A 23,892-nucleotide genomic window follows, 5' to 3' on the forward strand; every position below is an offset into this window, starting at 1 on the left:
CGGATCATCCCTTCACTCGGGTCAGCGAGCGACGCGCGGCGTCGACGACGGCCTCGGCAGTGATGCCGAACTCGCGGTACAGGGTCTTGTAGTCGGCGGAGGCGCCGTAGTGCTCGAGCGAGACCGGCTCACCGGCGTCGCCGATGAGGCGGTACCACGGCATCGCGAGACCGGCCTCGACGGACACGCGGGCACGCACCGACGGGGGCAGCACCTCGTCGCGGTAGGCCTGGTCCTGCTCGAGGAACCGGTCGAGCACCGGCACCGAGACGACGCGGGTGGCCACACCGTCGGCCTCGAGGGTCTCGCGGGCGGCGACGGCGAGCTGAACCTCGGAACCGGTCGCGAGGATCACGACCTCCGGGGTGCCCGAGGATGCCTCGGCCAGGATGTAGGCGCCGCGGGCGACACCCTCGGCGGCCTTCTCCCGCGTGCCCTCGAGCACCGGCACGTTCTGACGGGTCAACGCGAGCGCGGTCGGGCCGGTGCGGTTCTCCAGCGCGGCCTTCCACGCGAACGACGTCTCGTTGGCGTCGGCCGGGCGGATCACGGCGAGATTCGGGATCGCGCGCAGCGCCGCGAGGTGCTCGATCGGCTGGTGCGTCGGGCCGTCCTCGCCGAGACCGATCGAGTCGTGCGTCCACACGTAGATCGCCGGGGTCTGCATGAGGGCCGCGAGACGCACCGCGGGCCGCATGTAGTCGGAGAAGACGAGGAAGGTGCCGCCGTAGGGGCGGGTCGGGCCGTGCAGGGCGATGCCGTTGAGGATCGATCCCATCGCGTGCTCACGGACACCGAAGTGCAGCGTGCGTCCGTAGGGCTGCGCGTTCCAGTCCTTCGTGGAGATCGACTCGGGACCGAAGGAGTCGGAACCGGGGATCGTCGTGTTGTTGCTGCCGGCGAGGTCGGCGGAGCCGCCCCACAGCTCGGGCAGCACCGGTCCGAGCGCGGCGAGGGCCTTGCCGGACGCCGAGCGGGTCGCGGGACCGCTCTCGGTGGGCTCGTAGGTCGGCAGTGCGTCGACCCAGCCCTCCGGGAACTCACCGGCGTGCAGGCGGTCGAACAGTTCCTTGCGCTGCGGCTCGCGGGCGGCCCACGCGTCGAAGTCGGCCTGCCAAGCCGCGCGTGCCTCGGTGCCGCGCGTCACGACCTGCCGGGCGTGCTCGATCACGGCCGGGTCGACGTCGAAGTTCTTCTCGGGGTCGAAGCCGAGGATCTTCTTGATCTCGGCGACCTCGTCGGCGCCGAGCGCGGCACCGTGCGCGTCGCCGCTGTTCATCTTCGTCGGGGCCGGGTAGCCGATGATCGTGCGGACGGAGATGAAGGACGGACGGTCGGTGACCGCCTTCGCGGCCTCGACGGCCTCGAGCAGCGCGGCGACGTTCTCTCCGCCCTCGACGGTCTGCACGTGCCAGCCGTAGGCCTCGTAGCGCTTGGAGACGTCCTCACCGAGAGCGATCGCGGTGTCGTGCTCGATGGAGATCTTGTTGTCGTCGTAGAAGACGATCAGGTTGCCGAGCTGTTGGACACCGGCGAGCGAGGACGCCTCGGAGGTCACGCCCTCCTCGATGTCGCCGTCGGAGGCGATCACGTAGACGTAGTGGTCGAACGGGCTCGAGCCGGCGGGCGCCTCGGGATCGAACAGACCGCGCTCGCGGCGGGCGGCCATCGCCATACCCACGGCGGAGGCGAGACCCTGACCCAGCGGGCCGGTGGTCATCTCGACGCCGGCGGTGTGGCCGTACTCGGGGTGGCCCGGGGTGAGCGAACCCCACGTGCGCAGCGCCTCGAGGTCGGCGAGCTCGAGTCCGTAACCGGACAGGTACAGCTGGGTGTACAGCGTCAGGCTCGAATGTCCGCACGAGAGCACGAAGCGGTCGCGGCCGACCCACTCGGGGTCGGTCGGATCGTGGCGCATCACACGCTGGAAGAGGGTGTACGCGAGGGGAGCGAGGCTCATCGCGGTACCGGGATGCCCGTTTCCGACCTTCTGCACGGCGTCGGCGGCGAGCACGCGCGCGGTGTCGACGGCCTTGGTGTCCAGGTCGGTCCAGTCGGCAGGATGCGCAGGCTGGGTGAGGGTGCGGATCTCGTCTGTGATCGACACGAGCTTGAAGTCTCCTGACATGGGTGTACGGGGTCCCGGCGGGTGGAAGTCGGCCCGCGCGCTACTTCAGACTAGTGCGCTGCTCCGAACGGGTCGATTCGGTCCGGGCAACGGTCCGGTCTACCATCGTTCGTAGTAGAGGAGCGTCCGGAACCGGGCGACCGTGAACGGGCGAAACGAAGGTGCGGATCCGCGTGGGACAAGGAGACAGTGTGCGGGCAGGGCGACGGCCGGGAGGACACGGCTTCGGCGTCCCCGAAGCGCCGAGCGCCCCGCGCCCCGACACCGCGTGGGGCCGGATCTCCGGCACCGTCCTCGCCTACATCGCGTTGACCAAGCCGCGGGTGATCGAACTTCTGCTGGTCGCGACCATTCCCGCGATGCTGTTCGCCGACCGCGGCAACGTCGACATCGTGCTCATCCTGAGCACCCTGTTCGGCGGCTGGATGGGTGCGGCGAGCGCCAACTCGCTCAACTGCGTCGTCGACGCCGATATCGACAAGGTGATGAAACGCACCGCGTTGCGTCCTCTCGCCCGGCAGACGGTGCCGACACGCAACGCCTTCGTCTTCGGCATGATCCTCGGGATCGCGTCCTTCGCGTGGTTGTGGTGGCGCGCCAACCTGTTGGCCGGACTGCTGGTCGTGGCGACGATCGCGTTCTACGTACTCGTGTACACGATGGTGCTCAAACGCCGGACCTGGCAGAACGTGGTCTGGGGCGGGGCCGCCGGATGTATGCCCGTGATGGTCGGCTGGGCCGCCGTGACGGGTTCGCTGAGCTGGGAACCCATCGTGTTGTTCCTGGTCATCTTCTTCTGGACGCCGCCGCACACCTGGGCGCTCGCGATGCGCTACAAGGAGGACTACAAGGCCGCCGGCGTGCCGATGCTGCCGGTCATCGCCACCGAGCAGCACGTCACGAAGCAGATCGTGCTCTACACCTGGGCGACCGTGATCGCGACGCTGGTGATCGTCCCGGCCGCCGGTGTGATCTACGCGGCCGTCGCGCTGCTCGCGGGCGCCTGGTTCCTGATCGTCGCGCACCAGCTGTTCAACAGCGTGCGCGGTGGGGCGTCGGTCAAGCCGCTCAAGCTGTTCCTGCAGTCCAACAACTACCTCGCGGTGGTGTGCCTGGGCCTGGCGATCGACTCCGTGCTCGCACTGCCCACGATCGGCTCGTACTTCTGACCCACGCTCGACGACGAACGCCCCGGCCGATCGGCCGGGGCGTTCGTCGTGTCGGGTCGGGAGATCACGGGATCAGGACGATCGATCCGGTGGTCCGGCGTCCTTCGAGATCTGCGTGGGCGCGGGCGGCCTCGGCGAGGGGATAGCTCGCTCCGACGCGGAGCTTCAGCGACCCGTCGGCCAGCGCCGCGAGCACGTCGCCCGCCCGCCACAGCAGTTCCTCGCGGTCGCGGGTGTAGTGCACGAGGGTCGGCCGCGTGACGAACAGCGAACCCGCCGGGTTCAGCCGCTGCAGGTCGAAGGGCGGGACGGGTCCGCTCGCGGCACCGAACAGCGCGACCGTGCCGCGCACGCGGACGGACGCCAGCGACGCCTCGAAGGTCGCGGCACCGACACCGTCGTAGGCCGCGGCCACCCCCTCACCGTCGGTGAGCTCGCGCACCTTCCCGGCGAGGTCGTCGCCGTAGCGCAGCACCTCCGCGGCACCGGCCTCGCGTGACAGGGCCTCCTTCTCGTCGGAGGACACCGTGGTGATCACCCGCACGCCCTTCGCGACGGCGAGCTGCGTCAGGATCAGCCCCACCCCACCGGCACCGGCGTGGACGAGCACCGTCTCGCCGGGCTGTGCCGGGTGGACGGAGTTCAGCAGGTAGTGCGCCGTCATGCCCTGCAGGAGGACCGAGGCGGCCTGCTCGGCCGGCACCGAGTCCGGGACCGGCACGGCGACCTGCTCGCGGACGCGGACCAGTTCGGCATACGAGCCGGGTGCCTCGCACCACGACACCCGGTCGCCGACCGCCGTGTCCCGCACACCTTCGCCGACGGCGACGACCGTGCCCGTGCCCTCCGAGCCCGGGATGTACGGCAGCTCCGTGCCGTAGAGGCCGGTGCGGAAGTAGGTGTCGATGAAGTTGACGCCGATCGCGTCCGTGCGGACCAGCAGCTCACCCGGTCCGGGCGAGGGGTCGGGTCGTTCGACGGGGACGAGGACGTCGGGGCCTCCGTGCTGTGCCACTTCGATTGCGTGCATAGCGCTCACAGTATTCTGCAGACATGAGCGTCGAAACACAGGTCGTGGCCGCACCGGCCGACATCGTCTCGTCCATCCGCAGCTTCGTCGCCGAGCACGGAGGTTCCGGGAAGGCCGTGCTGCAGCCGATCGGTCTGTCCGGCGTCCGGATCACCGTGGTCGCCGCCGACGGCACCCTCGGCGACCGCGTCGCGAAGGACCTCCCGACGGCGCGCGTCATCGTCGAGGAGATCCCCGACGTCACCGTCTCCGAGTGGGACCGCGAGGTCACCAGCATCGCCAACCCGCAGAAGGGTCATTGGGCGAAGATGGCCGGCTGGGTGGCACGCCAGACGAAGTTCCCGAAGGCCCGCAACGAGCGCTGACAGGCCCGATCCCCGTACGACGACACGCGGCCCCTTTCCGGAAACCCGGGAAGGGGCCGCGTCGTCGAACGATCAGGCCGGAACGGGTTCGCGATCCGGAGCGGTCGTGCGCGTCCGTCCGGCCGCCCACACCGCCGCGGTCGCCGCCGTGCACAGTCCGGCGCCGGCGACGTGGAAGACGACCAGTACGGCTGGCACGTCCGTCCAGAACTGGACGAGGCCGATGCCGGCCTGTGCGACCACCAGGGCGAGGACGACCTTCAGTCGCAGCGTGACGGCTCGCGGTGCGCGGACCGCGTAGACGGCGAAGGTGAGGCCGATCAGCAGCGCGAGGTAGCCGACGAGCGCTTCGGCGTGCAGGTGGACGAGATTGGTGATGTCGAGTGCGAGGCGCGGAACGGGCCTGTCGATGCTCTTGTCTCCGGCGTGCGGGCCGGCGCCGGTGACCATCGTGCCGAGCACGAGGACCCCGGCGAGCGCGACACCCGACAACGCGGTGAGCCAGCGCAGCGGCTGGGGCAGAACCTGCACCACCGTCCCGTCGTCCGGCTCGCTCACCTTCGCGTAGAGCACCGTCGCCAGCCACACCATGAGCATCGATGCGAGCAGGTGGATCGCGACCGTCCACCAGGCCAGACCGGCCAGGACGGTGATGCCGCCGATGATCGCCTGCAGCACGGTGCCCGCAGGCATCAACCATGCCCAGGCGATGACCTCCTTGCGGCGCCGCGCGCGGGTGACGGCCAGGACGATCGCGGCTGCGACGGCCACGACCACGAAGGTCAGCAGCCGATTGCCGAACTCGACCACCTGATGCAGGGTGTTCACCCCGCTCGACACACCCACCGGAACCAGCGACCCGGGGAAGCACTGCGGCCAGGTCGGGCAACCCAGTCCGGAGGCGGTGACGCGGACGACCGAGCCGGTCACGGCGATGCCGCCCTGGGTGACGATCGTGAGGAACGCGATGATCTTCTGCGTCCGCAGCGACGGCAGGGGGAGACGGTCGACAAGGCTCAGGTAGCCGCGATACAACACGGTTCGATGGTACGGCGTGAACCACTACACGCTGTAGTTGGGTCGTGCCCGATCGGGCCGCCCACGACTCAGGTGAAGCGGAACCAGCGCGCCGCGGCGGTGCCGCCGATCACCGTCCAGACGAGCAGCGAGACGATCGACAGCCAGTCGAACACACCCGAGGTGGCGTTCTCGAGCGCGAGCGTCAGCGCCCCCGACGGCACGATCCGCAGCAGGTGGACCACCGCTTCGGGGATCACGTCGCCGAGCACCACGATGCTGCCGATGCCCAACAGCACGAACCACACGATGTTCGCGAGGGCGAGCACGATCTCGGCGCGCAGGGTTCCGCCGAGCAGCAGCCCCAGTGTCGCGAACATCACCGTGCCCAGGGCGATGACGACCGCCCCGATGAGCAGGTCGACGGGGGAGGGGCGCCAGCCCAGGGCCAGTCCGATGGCGCCGAGCAGCACGGCCTGCAGCACGACGACGATGCCCACCGCTGCGCTCTTGCCCGCGATGATCCCCCACTTGGGCAGCGCGGTCGCGCCGATCCGCTTGAGGGCGCCGTAGCGGCGGTCGAAGCCCACGGCGATCGCCTGACCGGTGAACGCCGTCGACATCACGGCCACCATCATCACCGCAGGCAGCACGCTGTCGACCCGCGAGTCGCCGAGATCGCCGATGGGCAGCAGCGACAGGCCGATCAGCAGCGTGATCGGGATGAACATGGTCAACAGGAGCTGCTCGCCGTTGCGTAGCAGCAGCTTGAGTTCCATGGCGGTCTGCGCCGCGAGCATCTTCGACGGCGAGTTCGGCTGCGGTCGCGGGGTGAAGGTCCCCTCCGCGAACCGGTTGTTCGCCAGACGATCGTGGGTCACGCTCACCCTCTCAACTCCCGACCGGTCAACTCGAGGAAGACGTCCTCGAGGCTGCGTTGATCCACCCGGATCTCGGTTGCCAGTGCGCCCAGGTTCGCGCACCAGGTGGCCGCCGCCGCGACGACGGACGGTTCGATCGTGCCCTCGACGAGATACCGCCCGGGATTGTCCTCCCGGACCCGGTGGGTGCCGGCCAGAGCGGACTGCAGGGCGCTCAGGTCGAGACCCGCAGGCGCGGTCAGCCACAACTGGCCCTCGGCGCCGTCACGGGTGACCTCGTCCGGCGTTCCCGCGGCGACCACCCGGCCGTGATCGATGATGACGATCTCGTCGGCGAGCTCTTCGGCCTCGTCCATGAGGTGGGTGGTGAGCAGCACGCTCACGCCGTCGCGGCGCAGCGCGTCGATCAGTTCCCACACGAGGAGCCGGGCCTGCGCGTCGAGACCCGCCGTCGGTTCGTCGAGGAACACCAGTTCGGGGCGTCCGACCAGCGCGCACGCGAGCGCGAGGCGTTGCTGTTGTCCGCCCGACAGCCGGCGGTAGGGGGTGCGGCGGGCATCGGTGAGTCCGAGGCGCTGGAGCAGCCAGTCGGGGTCGAGGGGATCGGCCGAGTACGCCGCCACCAGGTCGAGCATCTCGCCGGCCCGCGAACCCGGATATGCGCCGCCACCCTGCAGCATCACGCCGATCCGGGGGCGGAGGGCGTCGGAATCGGCGACAGGATCGAGACCCAGGACGCGGACCGTGCCCGCGTCGGGAGTGACGAACCCCTCGCACATTTCCACGGTGGTGGTCTTACCGGCGCCGTTCGGGCCGAGGAGGGCGAGCACCTGGGCACGTTCGACGGTCAGATCGAGACCGTTCACGGCGGTGACGCCCCCGTAGGTCTTGACGACGCCGTCCAGGCGCACGGCCGGTACCGCACCGGCGGGAGAACTCGGGGTCACAGGGTTCCAGCCTAGGCGTCCGCGGTTTCCGTCGGACGCGGTGGTGTGCGCTCCTGCAGCCGCCACGGCAGCCGGGAGCGTGTGGCGACGATGATCAGCCCGACCACGACGATGGTCGCGATCGACGCCTGGACGATGATGAACGGTTGGTATTCGCTGCCGTTGGGCATGAGGATCATGCCGACGACCGACGAGAACGCGATGGTGGGGATCCGGAAGACCGGGCGGGTCGCCCAGGCCGCGAGCGGGATCACCGCCCACAGCAGATACCACGGTTGCACGACCGGGAAGAGCAGCACGATCGCACCCAGCGACACTCCCAGCGCACCGACCGGATGGATCCGTCCCATGAGCACCGCGAGCAGCATGCGCACCGTGACGAAGGCGGCCACCAGCGCTGCGATGGGGCGTGTGATGGACAGTACGGCCGTCGTGTGGTCGCCGAGACCGAGCAGCACGCCCCCGAGGCCGGTACCCATGCCGAGCAGGGTCGGGATCGACATCCAGCTGCGGACCTCCGTGGCGGTGCCCAGGGTCTTCGTCCAGCCGAAGCCCAAGCCGCTGCCCCAGCTCACAGCGCCGATGACGACGCAGGTCCCGATCCCGAGGATCGCGGCGGCGGCGATCACGGCGCGGAAGCCGCCACCCCACTTGCGGGCAAGGGCCATGCCGACGAATCCGAGCGCGAGCAGCGAGGGCACCTTGATCATCGACGACAGGGCGATCAGCGCGGTGCCGGCCGCGAGCCATCCCGCGAGACGCAGGCGCGAGGCTGCCTCGTCGTCCGGGTGGACGGCCCGCAGCGCGAGTTCGACTCCGGCGAGCATGAGCCCGAGCATCAGGGCCTCGTTGTGGATGCCGGCAACCAGGTGGAAGAGCAACAGCGGGTTCGCGGCACCGAGCCACAATGCGCTCACCGACGCGACGCCGCACCGGCGGGCGAGCCGCGGCAGCGCCCACACGATCAGGGCCACACCCACGAGCGCGAGCAGGCGGTGGACGAAGATGCCGGCCACGATGTTCTCGCCCGTGAGGTAGGTGATCTTCTCGCCGATCCACAGGAAGGCCGGGCCGTAGGGGGCCGAGGTGTCGCGCCAGATGTTCGGCACAGTCCGGGTCAGGACGTGGTCGACCCCCAGCGCGCCGGCCGGACCGATGGCGTAGGGATCGAGCCCGCGCGCCGCGATCTCGCTCTGCGCGAGATACGAGTAGACGTCCTTGCTGAACATCGGCGGCGCGACGACCAGCGGAAGGATCCACAGCAGCAAGGTGCGGTCGAGCTGCGACCGGGACAGTCGGCGCACGGGACCGTCCGGTGCGCCCCGGCCGATCGCGAACCGGCCGAGCAGCAACCAGGCGAGGATCACCAGCGCCGTGCCGATCATGGTCGTCGTGAGGGCGGCGCTCGGCATGCGTGCCGCCAACCCGAGGGCGCGGACGCCCTGCACGGGGTTCTGCAGGACCGGCTGGGCGCCGGCGCCGAGCGCTCCGACGGCCATGAGGACGGCACCGGTGGCGCCGAGCAATCGGATGCGGTGGAGATAGATGTTCTCGATCGCATCGAGTCCGCGACCTTCGGTCTCGTCGCCGTGCAGGACGACCGAGACATCGGCGTGTGGGCCCGGGGCGTCGAGGCCCAGGGCGCGTCGGATCCACACGTGCAGCCGTTCGCGGACCCCGGATCGGCCCGGCGACGGAGACGTCGTGCGCGGGGCGCACAGGGGAGGAGTCGACGGCACGTCAGAAGCGTAACGGGACGGCGGGGGTGGTCTTCGACGGCTCCGTCATGAGGTGTAACAAAGGGCACCCTTGGTGGACCGTGCTTCCGAATTCCGTCACACTGGTGTTGTGAAATACCGGTCCGACACCACCGACACCGCAGAACGCGCAGGTCACGCACCTGCCGCGACGGCGTCGCGCGTCGAGGACACCCGCAGGAATCCTGCTTCGACGGGCCGCGAGATCCCGGAGGGTCAAACCCGCGCCGCAGTCGTGCAGCTGCTGCTCGAAGAAGGTCCCATCACCGCGCCGGAGATCGGCGAGCGTCTGGGGCTCAGTGCCGCGGGCGTGCGACGCCATCTCGACGCGCTCATCGAGTCCGGTGAGGCGCAGGCCGCCGCGCCGCCGCGCAGGCAGGGACGCGGTCGTGGCCGCCCCGCCCGCCGCTTCCAGCTCACCGCCGTCGGGCGTGCCCGCCTCGGGCACTCCTACGACGATCTCGCCACCGCCGCGATGCGGCACCTGCGCGAACTCGGAGGCGACGCTGCCGTCGAGGACTTCGCGCGGCGCCGCGTGGACTCGATCCTCGGCACCATCGCACCCGCCGACGAGAACGTCGACGACGTCGAGAGCGTCGCCGAGGAGATCGCCGGGGCGTTCACCGCCTCCGGTTTCGCCGCCTCGACCCGCCGCGTCGGCACCGGCGTGCAGATCTGCCAGCACCACTGCCCTGTCTCGCACGTCGCGGAGCAGTTCCCCGAACTGTGCGAGGCGGAGCAGGAGGCCTTCGTGCGGATCCTCGGAACCCACGTGCAACGCCTCGCGACGATCGCGAACGGCGACGCCTTCTGCACGACACACGTGCCCGTTCTCCCCAGAGCGGATGTGCCCCGTCCGGAGCCGCCCACGTGACGACCCCACCGCGAGTGCTCCGCGAACCAGGGCACACCAGGAAGACATCCACCCACCCGTCGACCGTCGACGCACAGCCCGCGCCGACGCCCACCAGACTCCGGAAGGAGCTCGCATGACCGTCGCATCGGATCAGACGTCCGGAACCGCGCCGCTGACGCAGGAAGAGACGATCGATTCTCTCGGCCACTACGAATACGGCTGGGCGGACCCCGACACCGCCGGCGCCACGGCGCAGCGCGGCCTGTCCGAAGAGGTCGTGCGGGACATCTCCGCCAAGAAGAACGAGCCCGAGTGGATGCTCGACATCCGCCTCAAGGCGCTGCGCACCTTCGACAAGAAGCCGATGCCGGTGTGGGGCTCGAACCTCGACGGAATCGACTTCGACAACATCAAGTACTTCGTGCGCTCGACGGAGAAGCAGGCCGCGAGCTGGGACGAGCTCCCCGAGGACATCAAGAACACCTACGACAAGCTGGGCATCCCGGAGGCCGAGAAGCAGCGCCTCATCGCCGGTGTCGCCGCCCAGTACGAATCCGAGGTGGTCTACCACCAGATCCGCGAGGACCTCGAGAGCCAGGGCGTGATCTTCCTCGACACCGACTCGGGTCTACGTGAGCACCCCGAGCTGTTCAAGGAGTACTTCGGCACGGTCATCCCCGCCGGCGACAACAAGTTCTCCGCCCTGAACACCGCGGTGTGGTCGGGTGGCTCGTTCATCTACGTCCCGCCGGGTGTGCACGTCGACATCCCGCTGCAGGCCTACTTCCGCATCAACACGGAGAACATGGGCCAGTTCGAGCGGACCCTGATCATCGTCGACGAGGGCGCCTCGGTGCACTACGTCGAGGGCTGCACCGCGCCGATCTACAAGTCCGACTCGCTGCACTCCGCGGTCGTCGAGATCATCGTCAAGAAGGGCGGCCACTGCCGCTACACGACCATCCAGAACTGGTCGAACAACGTCTACAACCTGGTGACCAAGCGCACCAAGGTCGAGGCCGGCGGCTCGATGGAATGGATCGACGGCAACATCGGTTCCAAGGTGACGATGAAGTACCCGGCCGTGTGGATGATGGGCGAGCACGCTCGCGGTGAGGTGCTCTCCGTCGCCTTTGCCGGCGAGGGTCAGCACCAGGACACCGGCGCGAAGATGCTGCACCTGGCTCCGCACACCTCCTCGACCATCGTGTCGAAGTCGGTGGCGCGCGGTGGTGGACGTGCCTCCTACCGCGGCCTCGTGCAGGTCAACAAGGGCGCTCACGGCTCGAAGTCGACGGTCAAGTGCGACGCGCTGCTCGTCGACCAGATCAGCCGCTCCGACACCTACCCGTACGTCGACATCCGTGAGGACGACGTCACGATGGGTCACGAGGCGACCGTCTCGAAGGTGAGCGACGACCAGCTGTTCTACCTGATGAGCCGCGGACTCGACGAGGACGAGGCCATGGCGATGGTGGTGCGCGGATTCGTCGAGCCCATCGCCAAGGAACTGCCGATGGAGTACGCCCTCGAACTCAACCGCCTGATCGAACTGCAGATGGAAGGGGCAGTCGGCTAAATGACTGCGGAAGCGAAGAACACTCCGGCTACCGGAGTGCAGGATGCCGTGCGTGCCGAGAATCGTGCCCCGGCGGTCAAGACCGCCGGCAAGCCGGCAATCAACAAGGGTGAGGTCTTCACGTCGTTCGACGTGAATGCCTTCGAGATTCCGTCGGGTCGCGACGAGGTGTGGCGGTTCACCCCGCTGCGTCGCCTGCGCGGTCTGCACGACGGCACCGCTCCCGCGACCGGCACCGCGACCGTCGAGGTCACCCCGGTCGACGGCGTGCAGGTCGAGACCGTGGCGCGCGACGACGCGCGACTCGGGCAGGCCGGTGTGCCGTTCGACCGGATCGCAGCACAGGCGTACTCGTCGTTCGAGACCGCGACCGTCCTGACCGTCGGCCGCGAGGTCGAGGTCGCCGAGCCCGTCACCGTGACGATCACGGGACCGGGCGAGGGCGCCGTCGCCTACGGACACGTGCAGATCCGGCTCGAGGCGTTCGCCAACCTCACGCTCGTCATCGACCAGCGCGGCAGCGGCACCTACGCCGAGAACATCGAGTTCGTGCTCGGCGACAGCGCACAGCTGAAGGTCGTCGCGGTGCAGGACTGGGCCGACGACGCCGTACACGTCGCCGCGCATCACGCTCGCCTCGGCCGCGATGCCGTGCTGCGCCACTTCACCGTGGCGCTCGGCGGCGATCTCGTGCGCGTGTCGGCGACCACCAAGTACGACGGCCCCGGCGGCGACGCCGAACTGCTCGGCCTGTACTTCGCCGACGCCGGTCAGCACTTCGAGCAGCGTCTGCTCGTCGACCACTCGCAGCCGAACTGCAAGTCGAACGTCGTGTACAAGGGTGCGCTGCAGGGCGATCCGGCCTCCGGCAAGCCCGACGCGCACACCGTGTGGATCGGCGACGTGCTCATCCGCGCCGAGGCCGAGGGCACCGACACCTTCGAGCTCAACCGCAACCTGGTGCTCACCGACGGTGCGCGCGCCGACTCGGTGCCGAACCTCGAGATCGAGACCGGTGAGATCGTCGGTGCCGGACACGCGTCGGCGACCGGCCGCTTCGACGACGAGCAGCTGTTCTACCTGCGTGCTCGCGGCATCCCCGAGGAGGAAGCGCGTCGCCTCGTCGTCCGCGGCTTCTTCCACGAGCTGCTCGAGCGCATCACGGTCACCGAGGTCCGCGAACGGCTCGAGGCCGCCATCGAGGCGGAACTCGCCGCCGTCGGCGCCTGACCGGCCCTGCCTCCCGTACTCCCGATACTTCACTAAGGAAACGCATTTCGATGTCCACACCTTCGAACGTCCTCGAGATCAAAGACCTGCACGTCCGCGTCGCACAGACCGACGAGAACGCCGAGCCGATCGACATCCTCAAGGGCGTGAACCTCACGGTCCGCTCGGGTGAGACGCACGCCATCATGGGCCCCAACGGCTCCGGCAAGTCCACCCTGTCGTACGCGATCGCCGGCCACCCCAAGTACGAGATCACCTCGGGCAGCATCACCCTCAACGGTGAGGACGTGCTCGAGATGAGCGTCGACGAGCGCGCCCGCGCCGGCCTGTTCCTCGCCATGCAGTACCCGGTCGAGGTGCCCGGCGTGTCGATGTCGAACTTCCTCCGCACCGCCGCGACCGCCGTGCGCGGCGAGGCCCCCAAGCTGCGCCACTGGGTCAAGGAGGTCAAGCAGGCGATGTCCGATCTGGACATCGATCCGGCCTTCGGTGAGCGCAGCGTCAACGAGGGCTTCTCCGGTGGCGAGAAGAAGCGCCACGAGATCCTGCAGCTGGGTCTGCTCAAGCCGAAGATCGCCATCCTCGACGAGACCGACTCCGGCCTCGACGTGGACGCGCTGCGCGTCGTCTCCGAGGGCGTGAACCGCTACCAGGAGAACGAGAACGGCGGCGTCCTGCTCATCACCCACTACACCCGCATCCTGCGCTACATCAAGCCGCAGTTCGTGCACGTCTTCGTGGGTGGCCGCGTCGTCGAGTCCGGCGGCCCCGAGCTCGCCGACGAGCTCGAGACCAACGGCTACGTTCGTTTCACCCAGGCAGCAACGCAAGGAGCGTGATCGGATGACGGTGCCGGTGCGGACCTTGGACATCGCCCGGATCAGGGCCGATTTCCCGATCCTCGCGCGCACGGTGCGCGACGGCAAACCCCTGGTCTACCTCGACTCGGGGGCCACCTCCCAGCGCCCGGTACAGGTGCTCGACGCCGAGCGTGAGTTCCTCGCGACGCGGAACGCGGCCGTGCACCGCGGTGCGCACGCGTTGTCGGAGGAGGCGACCGACTCGTACGAGGACGCTCGCGCCGTCATCGCGTCCTTCGTCGGGGTCGACGTCGACGAGGTGGTGTTCACCAAGAACGCCACCGAGTCGCTCAACCTCGTCGCGTACGCCTTCGCCGACGACCGGTTCCCGAACCGGCTCGGACCCGGTGACGAGATCGTCGTCACCGAACTCGAGCACCACGCGAATCTCGTTCCGTGGCAGGAACTCGCGCGGCGCACGGGTGCCACCCTGCGCTGGTACGGGGTCACCGACGACGGTCGCATCGATCTCGATTCGCTGACGCTGACCGACGCCGTGAAGGTCGTGGCGTTCACGCACCAGTCGAACGTGACCGGTGCGGTCGCTCCCGTCGAGGAGATCGTGCGGCGCGCGAAGGAGGTCGGCGCGATCGTCGTGCTCGACGCGTGCCAGTCGGTGCCGCACATGGCCGTCGACTTCCGTGCTCTCGGTGTGGATTTCGCGGCGTTCTCCGGACACAAGATGTTCGGTCCGTCCGGCGTCGGTGTCCTCTACGGCCGACGTGACCTGCTCGCCGACGTGCCGCCGTTCATCACCGGTGGCTCGATGATCGAGACGGTGACGATGGAGGCGACGACCTTCGCCGCACCGCCGCAGCGATTCGAGGCCGGATCGCCCATGGTCTCGCAGGCCGTCGGCCTCGGTGCCGCCGTGCGCTACCTGCAGGACATCGGCATGGACGCCGTCGCCGCACACGAACACGAGCTGACTGCTGCGGCACTCGCCGAGCTGGGCGGCATCGACGGCGTGCGCATCATCGGACCCACGACCGGCGAACAGCGCGGCGGGGCGGTGTCGTTCGTCGTGGACGGAATCCATGCTCACGATCTCGGCCAGATCCTCGACGACGAGGGCGTCGAGATCCGGGTCGGACACCACTGCGCCTGGCCGCTGCACCGCCGCTTCGGGGTGGCCGCGACCGCCCGCGCATCGTTCGCCGTGTACAACACGCCGGACGAGGTGCAGGCACTCGGCGCGGCGATCCGGCGCGCCCAGAAGTTCTTCGGGGAGGCGTGATCCGATGCGGATGGAGCAGATGTACCAGGAAGTGATCCTGGACCACTACAAGCACCCGCACAATCGCGGACTGCGCGAACCGTTCGGCGCCGAAGTGCATCACGTCAACCCGACCTGCGGCGACGAGGTGACCCTGCGCGTGCACATCGACGGCGACACCGTCAGCGACGTCTCCTACGACGGGCAGGGCTGCTCGATCAGCCAGGCATCGACGTCCGTGCTCACCGACCAGGTGATCGGCGTTCCGCTCGGCGACGCGCTGAAGATCGTCGAAGGGTTCGTCGAGATGGTCGGCAGCCGCGGGACCGTCGAAGGCGACGAGGACCTGATCGGCGACGGCATCGCGTTCGCCGGCGTCGCGAAGTACCCGGCGCGCGTGAAGTGCGCGTTGCTGGGCTGGATGGCCTTCAAGGACGCGGTCGCGCAGACCGTGGACGCCGCCCCCGCCGACCTGGCGGGCGGCGCGCACACCCTTTCGAGCGGAGGACAGAACTGATGACCGAACCCGCACCGGGCACCGTGAACACCGACGAGAACCCGACGGCCGATGCCGGCGCGGACGAGACCTCGACGCTGGTCGCGGCCACGGCGCCGCCGCTGGATCCGGGCCGCCTCGACGAACTCGAGGAAGCGCTGCGCGACGTCGTCGACCCCGAGCTCGGCATCAACGTCGTCGATCTCGGTCTCGTCTACGGGATCTCCGAGGTCGACGAGACCGTGACCGTGGACATGACGCTCACCTCGGCGGCGTGCCCCCTCACCGATGTCATCGAGGAGCAGGCCAAGGGCGCACTCGTGCGCAGCGGCCTGTGCGACGAGCTGCGCATCAACTGGGTATGGATGCCGCCGTGGGGTCCCGACAAGATCACCGACGACGGACGCGAGCAGCTGCGCGCACTCGGATTCACCGTCTGATCCCGCGGTCTCCGGTTCCGAGCCTCGGCGCCTGATCTTCGACTTCCCGTCGGAGGTCAGGCGCCTTTGCGTTCGCCGGAGGTCTTCTTGGCGGCCGTCTTCTTCGCTGGAGTCTTCTTGGCTGCCGAGCTCTTGGACGCGGTCTTCTTCGCGGGGGCTTTCTTCTTCGTGCCCTCGTCCTCGCCTTCGTCCTCGTCGTCGTCCTTCGAGGACTTCTTCCCGCCGGAGGACGAACCGGACGGGACCTTCTTGCCCGCCGCATCGACGCTACGTTGCAGGGCCGCCACGAGGTCCAGCACCTCGGCGTCCTCTTCACCGGTGTCGTGTTCGGCGACCTGGAAGACCTTCTCGCCGCCGCGGGCGAGGGCCTCGTCGATCAGCGTGCGCAGTTCCACCTGGTACTCGTCGGTGAATTCGGTGGGATCGAAATCGTCGGACATCGACTCGACGAGGGTCTCGGCCATCGCGAGTTCGCGTTGTTTCGGCTTCTCGATGTCGTCGAGCGACTCGAACTCGGCCGCGCGCACCTCGTCGGGCCACAGCAGGGTCTGCAGGATGAGCAGTCCGTCGCGGGTGCGCAAGGCGGCCAGCCGGGTGCGCTGACGAAGCGTGAAGTGCACCAGCGCGGTCCGGTCGCTCTGTTCGAGAGTCGCGGCGAGCAGGCCGTAGGCCTTCGGCGACGACGAATCGGGTTCGAGATAGTAGGACTTCTCGAACAGGATCGGGTCGATCTGCTCGGTGGGCACGAACTGCAGCACCGGGATCTCGTGCTTCTCGGCGGCCGGGAGTTTCTCGAAGTCCTCGTCGGTGAGCACGACCCGCTCGCCGTCCTCGGAGTCGTACGCCTTGTCGATCTCCTGGTAGGGGACGACCTCACCGCACTCGGTACACACACGCTGATACTTGATCCGCCCGCCGTCCTTCGCGTGCACCTGGTGGAAGGAGATGTCGTGCGACTCGGTCGCCGAGTACACCTTCACCGGCACGTTGACGAGGCCGAACGCGAGTGAGCCTTTCCAGATCGACCGCATGTGTCCATCATGATCGACACCTCGAAAGCACGCTGGAAAGCTGCGAAACTCACCGGCCCGTTCGCCGAGACGTTCGCCACACGCCGCACCCGGCGGATCAGCGGAGGGAACGCAGAATCGTCGCGCGCGCACCCGTCGGCAGCACCCGGAACAGGCGCCACATCGTGGCCGCCACGCCGGTCGCGTCGTCGCGACCGGACAGGTAGGCGCGTTGCTGCTCGACCGGCAGGGCGAAGAACGCGTCGAAGAACTCGATCGCTCCGCGTGCGTCGAGTCGCAGCAGGACCCGCAGCCCCATCTGCCGCAGCGTCGCCACCGAGCGGGCGCGGACCGGCCACAGGACGCGCTGCGGATCGTCGCCGCGGCGTATCGCATCGACCACCGCATCAGCGGTGGACAGGGCGGTAGCCACCGCGTATCCCGTGGCCGGATGCATCAGACCACCGCGAGCGCCGAAACCGATCACCCCGGGGGCTGTCGGTGCACCCTCGACGGCGAAGCGCACCCGTTCGACCTGCTCGTCGCCGGTCGTGCGCACTCCTCGCGCTGCGAGGCGGATGTGCAGGCGCCGCTCGAGTTCGCCGAGACCGAGTGCCGGACGGCCGACGAGGCAGGTCTCCTCGAGGATCGTGCGTCCGTCACCGACCGGCACCGCATACAGGAAGGACGGCACGTCGTCGGGGCCCGTACCGTTGTCGCGGCGCCAGTCCATGAACCAGGCGTCGTGGCCGTCGAGTGCCGGAGCCGCGGTCGCATCGTCGACGATCAGCCCGAACGCCGTCTGCTGGGCGCGTTCCGGTTCGGCGGGAACCCCGCGGGCATCGACGACGTAGCGGGCAGGCACCCGGCGGCCGTCCCCGAGGACCACGCCGTCCGCATCGACGTCGCGCACCCGACCCGTGACCACCGTGACGGCGTCGAGGGCGAGGAAGTCCTGCAGTCCCGCCGTGTCCAGCACCCGGTAGGCGCGATCGACGACGTGGGGCCCGGTCGTCCACGCTGCGGGCCTGTCGATGTGCGCTGCCACCACCTCGTCGGGCAGCCAGGCGGGTAGTTCGTCGGCCCACGCCGCGTAGGTCGCGGTCCATCGGCGCTGCGGGCGCACATCGACGGCCGTCACCGACAGTCCGGCTGCGGCCGCTCGGAACGCCAGCGCACGGCCCGCGGGACCGAGTCCGGCCACGACGAGGTCGGTGGGGGGAAGGTGGGTCACGGGCGTCAGCCTAGGTCGCGCGAGGGGAGGACCCGGCCGTGCGTGGCGAGGGTAGCGAATCTCACCGTGGGGGAGAGGGGCCGTCACGGTAAAATGAGTGGTTCGTGTGCCCGGCTGTTTGCCACCATGGCACTCATCCATCGTCTTTCGTTCTAGGAGCCCGTGCGTGATCACCGCTACCGACCTCGAAGTCCGCGCCGGCGTGCGGACACTGCTCTCCGCCCCCGGATCGGGGTTGCGGGTGCAGGCCGGGGACCGTATCGGCCTCGTGGGACGCAACGGTGCCGGCAAGACCACGACCCTGCGGATCCTCGCGGGTGAAGGCGAACCCTACGCCGGCACCGTGATCCGTTCCGGCGACATCGGTTACCTGCCGCAGGATCCCAAGGAGGGCAATCTCGACGTCCTCGCCAAGGACCGGGTGCTCTCGGCGCGAGGTCTCGACGAGATCATGCGCAGCATGGAGAAGCAGCAGGCGCTCATGGCGGAGGCTGTCGACGAGAAGATCCGCGACCGCGCCGTGCGCAAGTACGGTTCGCTCGAAGAGCGTTTCGCGACGCTCGGCGGATACGTCGCCGAATCCGAGGCTGCGAGCATCTGCCACAGCCTCGGCCTGCCCGACCGGGTCCTCGGCCAGCCGCTGCACACGCTGTCGGGTGGTCAGCGCCGTCGTGTCGAACTCGCCCGCATCCTGTTCGCCGCCTCGGACGGCTCCGGCGGGAAGTCCGATACCACGCTGCTGCTCGACGAGCCGACCAACCACCTCGACGCCGACTCGATCACCTGGCTGCGCGGTTTCCTGCAGAACCACGACGGTGGGCTCATCGTTATCAGCCACGACGTCGACCTGCTCGCCGATGTGGTGAACAAGGTGTGGTTCCTCGACGCGGTGCGCGGCGAGGCCGACGTCTACAACATGGGCTGGAAGAAGTACCTCGACGCACGCGCCACCGACGAGGCGCGGCGCCGGCGCGAGCGCGCGAACGCCGAGAAGAAGGCGTCCGCCCTGCAGAAGCAGGCCGCGAAGCTCGGCGCGAAGGCCACCAAGGCCACGGCCGCCCAGAACATGGCCAAGCGCGCCGAGAAGCTGCTCTCCGACCTCGACGACGTACGCGTCGCCGACAAGGTGGCCAAGATCCGGTTCCCCACGCCGGCCGCCTGCGGAAAGACCCCGCTGATGGCCAAGGAACTGACCAAGGTCTACGGCTCCCTGGAGATCTTCACCGGCGTCGACCTCGCGATCGACCGGGGCAGCCGCGTCGTCGTCCTCGGCCTCAACGGTGCCGGCAAGACGACGCTGCTGCGACTGCTCGCCGGTGTCGAGCAGCCGGATCTCGGTGAACTCGTGCCCGGTCACGGTCTGAAGATCGGCTACTTCGCGCAGGAGCACGACACCATCGACGACTCGGCGACGGTGTGGGAGAACATCCGGCACGCCGCTCCCGACGCCGGTGAACAGGACCTGCGCGGACTGCTCGGCGCGTTCATGTTCACCGGTCCGCAGCTCGAGCAGCCGGCCGGAACGCTCTCCGGTGGTGAGAAGACGCGACTCGCCCTGGCGGGGCTCGTGTCGTCCGCGGCTAACGTGCTGCTCCTCGACGAGCCGACCAACAACCTCGATCCCGTCTCGCGCGAGCAGGTGCTCGATGCATTGCGGAGCTACGAGGGTGCCGTCGTGCTGGTCACCCACGATCCGGGTGCGGCCGAGGCCCTCGACCCGGAACGTGTGATCCTGCTTCCCGACGGAACCGAGGACCACTGGTCCCAGGAATACCTCGAGCTCATCCAGCTCGCCTGATCGGGCCTCCGGTCGGATCCGTCCCCCGATCCGCTCCTGCTGGTCCGATCTGCGTCCGCGCAACCTGACAGTCCTCTAGCCTGGGAAAGGGACCTTTGGCGAGGGCGCAGGGAGGATCCGATGGCGCGAAATTCCGGTGGTGGAGAGACGACCTACGCGAAGGGAGCCCGAGTTACAGGGGAATCGCGGGACCGCTTGCAGGAGGATCTGAAGCGCCGCTACGAGGAGGGCGCGAGCATTCGGAGGCTCGCGCAGGAAACCGGTCGATCCTACGGTTTCGTGCACAACGTTCTCGTGGAGTCGCAGGTGCGGCTGCGGGGCCGCGGCGGCCCGAACCGTCGTCGGGCGGCAGCGAGCGACGAGAAGGCATGAGGAACGGATCCGGCGCGTCAGTCGCGCCGGCGCACGGATTCCTCGACGAGGTCGAGAACCGCGACGAGGTCCTGTTCGGTGTGCCCTGAAGCGAGGCGGGCGACGAGCCCGTCGAGCACGAGGTCGAGATAACCCAGGACGACTTCGGTCGGCACGTCGTCGCGCAGCCGGCCCGCTTCCCGCTGCCGTTCGAGGCGTCCGACGGTGGCCTCGGTGAGTTCGGCCGAATGTTGCATCCACGCCTTCGCGAACTCGGGGTCGGTGCGGAGACGGCGCGTGATCTCGAGCCTCGTCCCGAGCCAGTCGAACTGGTCGGGGGAGGACAGCATGTCGCGCATGACCTGCACGAGACCCTCGTTGGCCGCGACGTCGGCCATCCGTCTCGCATCCTCCTGGGCGAGGGCGAGGAACAGTCCGTCCTTGTCCTTGAAATGGTGGAAGATCGCGCCACGAGACAGACCCGTGGCGTCTTCGAGCAGTCGCACGGTCGCGCCGTCGTAACCGTATTCGGCGAAGCAGCGACGGGCACCGTCGAGGATCTGCCTGCGCCGCGCGGCGAGATGGTCCTCACTGACCTTGGGCACGCGCCACTTCCTTTCGGCTCGATGGAGACGGCGGGCCCGAGACGAGTCTCGTCCCGGGCCCGCCGCTTCACACGGATGTGACCGATCGGGTCACGAGCACTGCTCTCAGCCGCGGATCATGTTCCGCAGCACGTACTGCAGGATGCCGCCGTTGCGGTAGTAGTCGGCCTCACCGGGGGTGTCGATGCGGACGACAGCGTCGAAGGTGACCTTCTCGCCGTTGTCCTTGGTCGCCGTGACCTTGACGGTCTTCGGCGTGACGCCCTCGTTGAGCTTCTCGATGCCCTCGATGTCGAAGACCTCGGTGCCGGTCAGGCCCAGCGACGCGGCCGACTCGCCCGCCGGGAACTGCAGCGGGATGACACCCATGCCGATGAGGTTCGAGCGGTGGATGCGCTCGAAGGACTCGGTGATGACGGCCTTGACGCCGAGCAGGCGGGTGCCCTTGGCGGCCCAGTCGCGCGAGGAGCCGGAACCGTACTCCTTGCCACCGAGGACGACCAGCGGGATGCCGGCCTTCTGGTAGTTCTGCGAGGCGTCGTAGATGAACGCCTGCGGAGCACCGTCCTGGGTGAAGTCGCGGGTGTAGCCACCGGAGACACCGTCGAGCAGTTGGTTCTGCAGACGGATGTTCGCGAAGGTGCCGCGGACCATGACCTCGTGGTTGCCACGACGCGAACCGAGCGAGTTGTAGTCCTTGCGCTCGACACCGTGGGCGTCGAGGTACTGCGCGGCCGGGGTACCCGGCTTGATCGGACCGGCCGGGCTGATGTGGTCGGTTGTGACCGAATCGCCGAGCAGCGCGAGGACGCGAGCGCCCTTGATGTCGCTGACCGCGTCCGGCTCCATCGTCATGCCCTCGAAGTACGGAGCCTTACGGACGTACGTCGACTCCTCGTCCCACGCGAAGGTGTCGCCCTCGGGGGTCTCGAGGTTCTGCCAGCGCTCGTCGCCCTTGAAGACGTCGGCGTAGGACTTGCGGAACATGTCCTGGTTGATCGCCGACTTGATGGTGTCGTCGATCTCCTGGGCGGAAGGCCAGATGTCCTTCAGGAAGACGTCGTTGCCGTCCTTGTCCTTGCCCAGCGCGTCGGTCTCGAAGTCGAAGTCCATCGTGCCCGCGAGCGCGTACGCGATGACCAGCGGCGGCGAGGCCAGGTAGTTCATCTTCACGTCGGGGGAGATGCGACCCTCGAAGTTGCGGTTGCCGGAGAGCACCGCGGTGACCGAGAGGTCGTTGTCGTTGACGGCCTTCGAGATCTCCTCGGGCAGCGGGCCGGTGTTACCGATGCACGTGGTGCAACCGAAGCCACCGAGGTAGAAGCCGAGCTTCTCGAGGTACGGCCACAGGCCGGCCTTCTCGTAGTAGTCGTTGACGACCTGCGAACCCGGAGCCATGTTGGTCTTGACCCACGGCTTGGTGGACAGGCCCTTCTCGACGGCGTTGCGGGCGAGCAGCGCGGCGCCGAGCATGACCGACGGGTTGGAGGTGTTGGTGCAGGAGGTGATGCCCGCGACCACGACGGCGCCGTGGTCGAGGACGAACTCGCCGCGCTCCTCGGAGACGACCTTGACCGGCTTCGACGGACGTCCGTGGGCGCCGTTGGCAGCCGAGTGGACGTCGACGGCACCGTCGTCAGCGAAGGACAGCACGGCCGGGTCGGACGCCGGGAAGGTCTCCTCGACGGCCTCGTCGAGCTTGGTGTGCTCGGCCGGGAGGTTCTCCTCCACGTAGTTGTGGATGTCCTTGCGGAAGGCGACCTTCGACTCGGACAGCAGGATGCGGTCCTGCGGGCGCTTCGGGCCGGCGATCGACGGGACGACCGTCGACAGGTCGAGCTCGAGGTACTCGGAGAACTCGGGCTCGCGGCTCGGATCGTGCCACAGGCCCTGCTCCTTGGCGTACGCCTCGACGAGAGCGAGCTGCTCGTCGCTGCGGCCGGTCAGGCGCAGGTAGTTGATGGTCTCGCCGTCGATCGGGAAGATCGCTGCGGTCGAACCGAACTCGGGGCTCATGTTGCCGAGGGTCGCGCGGTTGGCGAGGGGGACCTCGGCCACGCCGGCACCGTAGAACTCGACGAACTTGCCGACGACGCCGTGCTTGCGCAGCATGTCGGTGACGGTGAGCACGACGTCGGTCGCGGTCACGCCGGGCTGGATCTCACCGGTGAGCTTGAAGCCGACCACGCGCGGGATGAGCATGGAAACCGGCTGGCCGAGCATCGCGGCCTCGGCCTCGATGCCGCCGACGCCCCAGCCGAGCACGCCGAGGCCGTTGACCATCGTCGTGTGCGAGTCGGTGCCGACGCAGGTGTCGGGGTAGGCCTGCCCGTTGCGGACCATGACGGTCGGGGCGAGGTACTCGATGTTGACCTGGTGGACGATGCCCATGCCCGGGGGCACGACGCGGAAGTCGTCGAAGGCGCCCTGGCCCCAGCGCAGGAACTGGTAGCGCTCGCCGTTGCGCTCGTACTCGAGGTCGACGTTGCGCTCGAGGGCGTCGGCGCGACCGAAGTAGTCGAGGATCACCGAGTGGTCGATGACCATGTCGGCGGGGGAGAGGGGGTTGACCTTGTTCGGGTCGCCGCCCAGGGTGGTCACGGCCTCACGCATGGTGGCGAGGTCGACGACACAGGGGACACCCGTGAAGTCCTGCATGATCACGCGGGCGGGCGTGAACTGGATCTCGATGCTCGGGTCGGCGGAGGGATCCCAGTTGGCGATGGCCCGGATGTGATCGGCCGTGATGTTGGCACCGTCCTCGGTGCGCAGCAGGTTCTCGGCCAGGACCTTCAAAGAGTAAGGAAGTTTCTCGGTGCCGGGGACGGCCGACAGGCGGAAGATCTCGTAGGAGTTGTCTCCGACCTGCAGCGAACCCTTGGCGCCGAACGAATCACTACTGGTGCTCACGTCAGCTCCACTC

General features: G+C 68.7%; 21 protein-coding genes. 11 read left to right on the forward strand and 10 right to left on the reverse strand.

The annotated features are described in order from the left end of the window. Nucleotides 1–4: 4 nt before the first annotated feature. On the reverse strand, nt 5–2,107 hold the full coding sequence (gene tkt / locus AC0LPE_RS10900; RefSeq protein ID WP_088898569.1) for a transketolase: 2,103 nt from the start codon (nt 2,105–2,107) through the stop codon (nt 5–7). Nucleotides 2,108–2,319: 212 nt separating this feature from the next. Here tkt and AC0LPE_RS10905 point away from each other — a divergent pair, with 212 nt between their 5' ends. Further along, nucleotides 2,320–3,297: a heme o synthase gene (locus AC0LPE_RS10905; RefSeq protein WP_088898520.1), complete on the forward strand. Its 978-nt coding sequence runs from the start codon at nt 2,320–2,322 to the stop codon at nt 3,295–3,297. A gap of 64 nt (nt 3,298–3,361) precedes the next feature. Here the strand turns inward: AC0LPE_RS10905 and AC0LPE_RS10910 are convergent, their stop codons facing one another. Then, nucleotides 3,362–4,327 (reverse strand): quinone oxidoreductase family protein, encoded by a 966-nt coding sequence (locus AC0LPE_RS10910; RefSeq protein WP_088898521.1) that lies wholly within the window; start codon nt 4,325–4,327, stop codon nt 3,362–3,364. Between the two features lie 23 nt (nt 4,328–4,350). Here AC0LPE_RS10910 and AC0LPE_RS10915 point away from each other — a divergent pair, with 23 nt between their 5' ends. Further along, on the forward strand, nt 4,351–4,692 hold the full coding sequence (locus AC0LPE_RS10915; protein WP_088898522.1) for a hypothetical protein: 342 nt from the start codon (nt 4,351–4,353) through the stop codon (nt 4,690–4,692). Between the two features lie 72 nt (nt 4,693–4,764). On the opposite strand, the gene AC0LPE_RS10920 is transcribed toward AC0LPE_RS10915, so the two are convergent. The 4 genes from AC0LPE_RS10920 to mptB form a co-directional block, all read right to left on the reverse strand. Continuing rightward, nucleotides 4,765–5,730, reverse strand: a complete 966-nt coding sequence (locus tag AC0LPE_RS10920) for a COX15/CtaA family protein (RefSeq protein WP_088898523.1) — start codon at nt 5,728–5,730, stop codon at nt 4,765–4,767. 68 nt (nt 5,731–5,798) lie between these two features. After that, nucleotides 5,799–6,596: an ABC transporter permease gene (locus AC0LPE_RS10925; protein WP_016691722.1), complete on the reverse strand. Its 798-nt coding sequence runs from the start codon at nt 6,594–6,596 to the stop codon at nt 5,799–5,801. Next, nucleotides 6,593–7,537: an ABC transporter ATP-binding protein gene (locus AC0LPE_RS10930; protein ID WP_016691723.1), complete on the reverse strand. Its 945-nt coding sequence runs from the start codon at nt 7,535–7,537 to the stop codon at nt 6,593–6,595. Before AC0LPE_RS10930 ends, AC0LPE_RS10925 begins: the two co-directional genes overlap by 4 nt. A gap of 11 nt (nt 7,538–7,548) precedes the next feature. Further along, entirely contained in the window at nt 7,549–9,276 is a 1,728-nt protein-coding gene (gene mptB / locus AC0LPE_RS10935; RefSeq protein WP_490606195.1) for a polyprenol phosphomannose-dependent alpha 1,6 mannosyltransferase MptB, read from the reverse strand. Between the two features lie 109 nt (nt 9,277–9,385). Between mptB and AC0LPE_RS10940 the strand changes: the two genes are divergently transcribed. The 7 genes from AC0LPE_RS10940 to AC0LPE_RS10970 all read left to right on the forward strand — a co-directional run bounded on the left by AC0LPE_RS10940 (nt 9,386) and on the right by AC0LPE_RS10970 (nt 15,971). After that, on the forward strand, nt 9,386–10,168 hold the full coding sequence (locus tag AC0LPE_RS10940; RefSeq protein WP_372473013.1) for a helix-turn-helix transcriptional regulator: 783 nt from the start codon (nt 9,386–9,388) through the stop codon (nt 10,166–10,168). Nucleotides 10,169–10,283: 115 nt separating this feature from the next. Then, nucleotides 10,284–11,729, forward strand: coding sequence for a Fe-S cluster assembly protein SufB (sufB, locus tag AC0LPE_RS10945; RefSeq protein WP_006551501.1), 1,446 nt, complete (start codon nt 10,284–10,286; stop codon nt 11,727–11,729). Beyond that, the gene (sufD, locus tag AC0LPE_RS10950; RefSeq protein WP_490606196.1) at nt 11,730–12,959 is read left to right on the forward strand and encodes a Fe-S cluster assembly protein SufD; all 1,230 of its coding nucleotides are present in this window, start codon (nt 11,730–11,732) and stop codon (nt 12,957–12,959) included. Between the two features lie 50 nt (nt 12,960–13,009). Further along, complete coding sequence (gene sufC, locus AC0LPE_RS10955) at nt 13,010–13,798, forward strand: Fe-S cluster assembly ATPase SufC (RefSeq protein ID WP_006551503.1); 789 nt, start codon at nt 13,010–13,012, stop codon at nt 13,796–13,798. Nucleotides 13,799–13,802: 4 nt separating this feature from the next. Continuing rightward, the gene (locus AC0LPE_RS10960; RefSeq protein ID WP_490606197.1) at nt 13,803–15,056 is read left to right on the forward strand and encodes a cysteine desulfurase; all 1,254 of its coding nucleotides are present in this window, start codon (nt 13,803–13,805) and stop codon (nt 15,054–15,056) included. Nucleotides 15,057–15,060: 4 nt separating this feature from the next. After that, entirely contained in the window at nt 15,061–15,552 is a 492-nt protein-coding gene (sufU, locus tag AC0LPE_RS10965; RefSeq protein WP_024100819.1) for a Fe-S cluster assembly sulfur transfer protein SufU, read from the forward strand. Then, entirely contained in the window at nt 15,552–15,971 is a 420-nt protein-coding gene (locus tag AC0LPE_RS10970) for a metal-sulfur cluster assembly factor (RefSeq protein WP_016691730.1), read from the forward strand. The genes sufU and AC0LPE_RS10970 overlap by 1 nt, the downstream gene beginning before the upstream one ends. Before the next feature lie 56 nt (nt 15,972–16,027). Here AC0LPE_RS10970 and ku read toward each other — a convergent pair whose 3' ends face one another. Both ku and AC0LPE_RS10980 read right to left on the reverse strand, forming a co-directional pair. Further along, a complete protein-coding gene (gene ku, locus AC0LPE_RS10975; RefSeq protein WP_490606198.1) occupies nt 16,028–17,002 on the reverse strand; it encodes a non-homologous end joining protein Ku in 975 nt (324 codons plus the stop codon). 97 nt (nt 17,003–17,099) lie between these two features. Further along, nucleotides 17,100–18,215 carry a lycopene cyclase family protein gene (locus AC0LPE_RS10980; RefSeq protein ID WP_490606199.1) on the reverse strand — a complete coding sequence of 372 codons (1,116 nt, stop codon included), beginning with the start codon at nt 18,213–18,215 and terminating at the stop codon, nt 17,100–17,102. A 166-nt stretch (nt 18,216–18,381) separates the two neighbouring features. On the opposite strand from AC0LPE_RS10980, the gene AC0LPE_RS10985 reads away from it, so the two are divergent. Further along, nucleotides 18,382–20,013 carry an ABC-F family ATP-binding cassette domain-containing protein gene (locus AC0LPE_RS10985; RefSeq protein WP_016691733.1) on the forward strand — a complete coding sequence of 544 codons (1,632 nt, stop codon included), beginning with the start codon at nt 18,382–18,384 and terminating at the stop codon, nt 20,011–20,013. Nucleotides 20,014–20,133: 120 nt separating this feature from the next. Beyond that, nucleotides 20,134–20,385, forward strand: coding sequence for a helix-turn-helix domain-containing protein (locus tag AC0LPE_RS10990; RefSeq protein WP_026061044.1), 252 nt, complete (start codon nt 20,134–20,136; stop codon nt 20,383–20,385). Between the two features lie 17 nt (nt 20,386–20,402). Here the strand turns inward: AC0LPE_RS10990 and AC0LPE_RS10995 are convergent, their stop codons facing one another. Both AC0LPE_RS10995 and acnA read right to left on the reverse strand, forming a co-directional pair. Then, nucleotides 20,403–20,969 (reverse strand): TetR/AcrR family transcriptional regulator, encoded by a 567-nt coding sequence (locus tag AC0LPE_RS10995; protein WP_016691734.1) that lies wholly within the window; start codon nt 20,967–20,969, stop codon nt 20,403–20,405. Between the two features lie 105 nt (nt 20,970–21,074). After that, entirely contained in the window at nt 21,075–23,879 is a 2,805-nt protein-coding gene (acnA, locus tag AC0LPE_RS11000; RefSeq protein ID WP_088898529.1) for an aconitate hydratase AcnA, read from the reverse strand. Nucleotides 23,880–23,892: the final 13 nt, after the last annotated feature.

The sequence above is a fragment of the Rhodococcus sp. S3 genome, assembly GCF_058211795.1.

What these genes read in the sequence shown, in the direction of transcription:
- AC0LPE_RS10910 (WP_088898521.1), bottom strand. Translation starts at nt 4,327, where the DNA reads ATGCACGCAATCGAAGTGGCACAGCACGGAGGCCCCGACGTCCTCGTC.
- AC0LPE_RS10915 (WP_088898522.1), top strand. Translation starts at nt 4,351, where the DNA reads ATGAGCGTCGAAACACAGGTCGTGGCCGCACCGGCCGACATCGTCTCG.
- sufB (WP_006551501.1), top strand. Translation starts at nt 10,284, where the DNA reads ATGACCGTCGCATCGGATCAGACGTCCGGAACCGCGCCGCTGACGCAG.
- sufD (WP_490606196.1), top strand. Translation starts at nt 11,730, where the DNA reads ATGACTGCGGAAGCGAAGAACACTCCGGCTACCGGAGTGCAGGATGCC.
- sufC (WP_006551503.1), top strand. Translation starts at nt 13,010, where the DNA reads ATGTCCACACCTTCGAACGTCCTCGAGATCAAAGACCTGCACGTCCGC.
- AC0LPE_RS10960 (WP_490606197.1), top strand. Translation starts at nt 13,803, where the DNA reads ATGACGGTGCCGGTGCGGACCTTGGACATCGCCCGGATCAGGGCCGAT.
- sufU (WP_024100819.1), top strand. Translation starts at nt 15,061, where the DNA reads ATGCGGATGGAGCAGATGTACCAGGAAGTGATCCTGGACCACTACAAG.
- AC0LPE_RS10970 (WP_016691730.1), top strand. Translation starts at nt 15,552, where the DNA reads ATGACCGAACCCGCACCGGGCACCGTGAACACCGACGAGAACCCGACG.
- ku (WP_490606198.1), bottom strand. Translation starts at nt 17,002, where the DNA reads ATGCGGTCGATCTGGAAAGGCTCACTCGCGTTCGGCCTCGTCAACGTG.
- AC0LPE_RS10990 (WP_026061044.1), top strand. Translation starts at nt 20,134, where the DNA reads ATGGCGCGAAATTCCGGTGGTGGAGAGACGACCTACGCGAAGGGAGCC.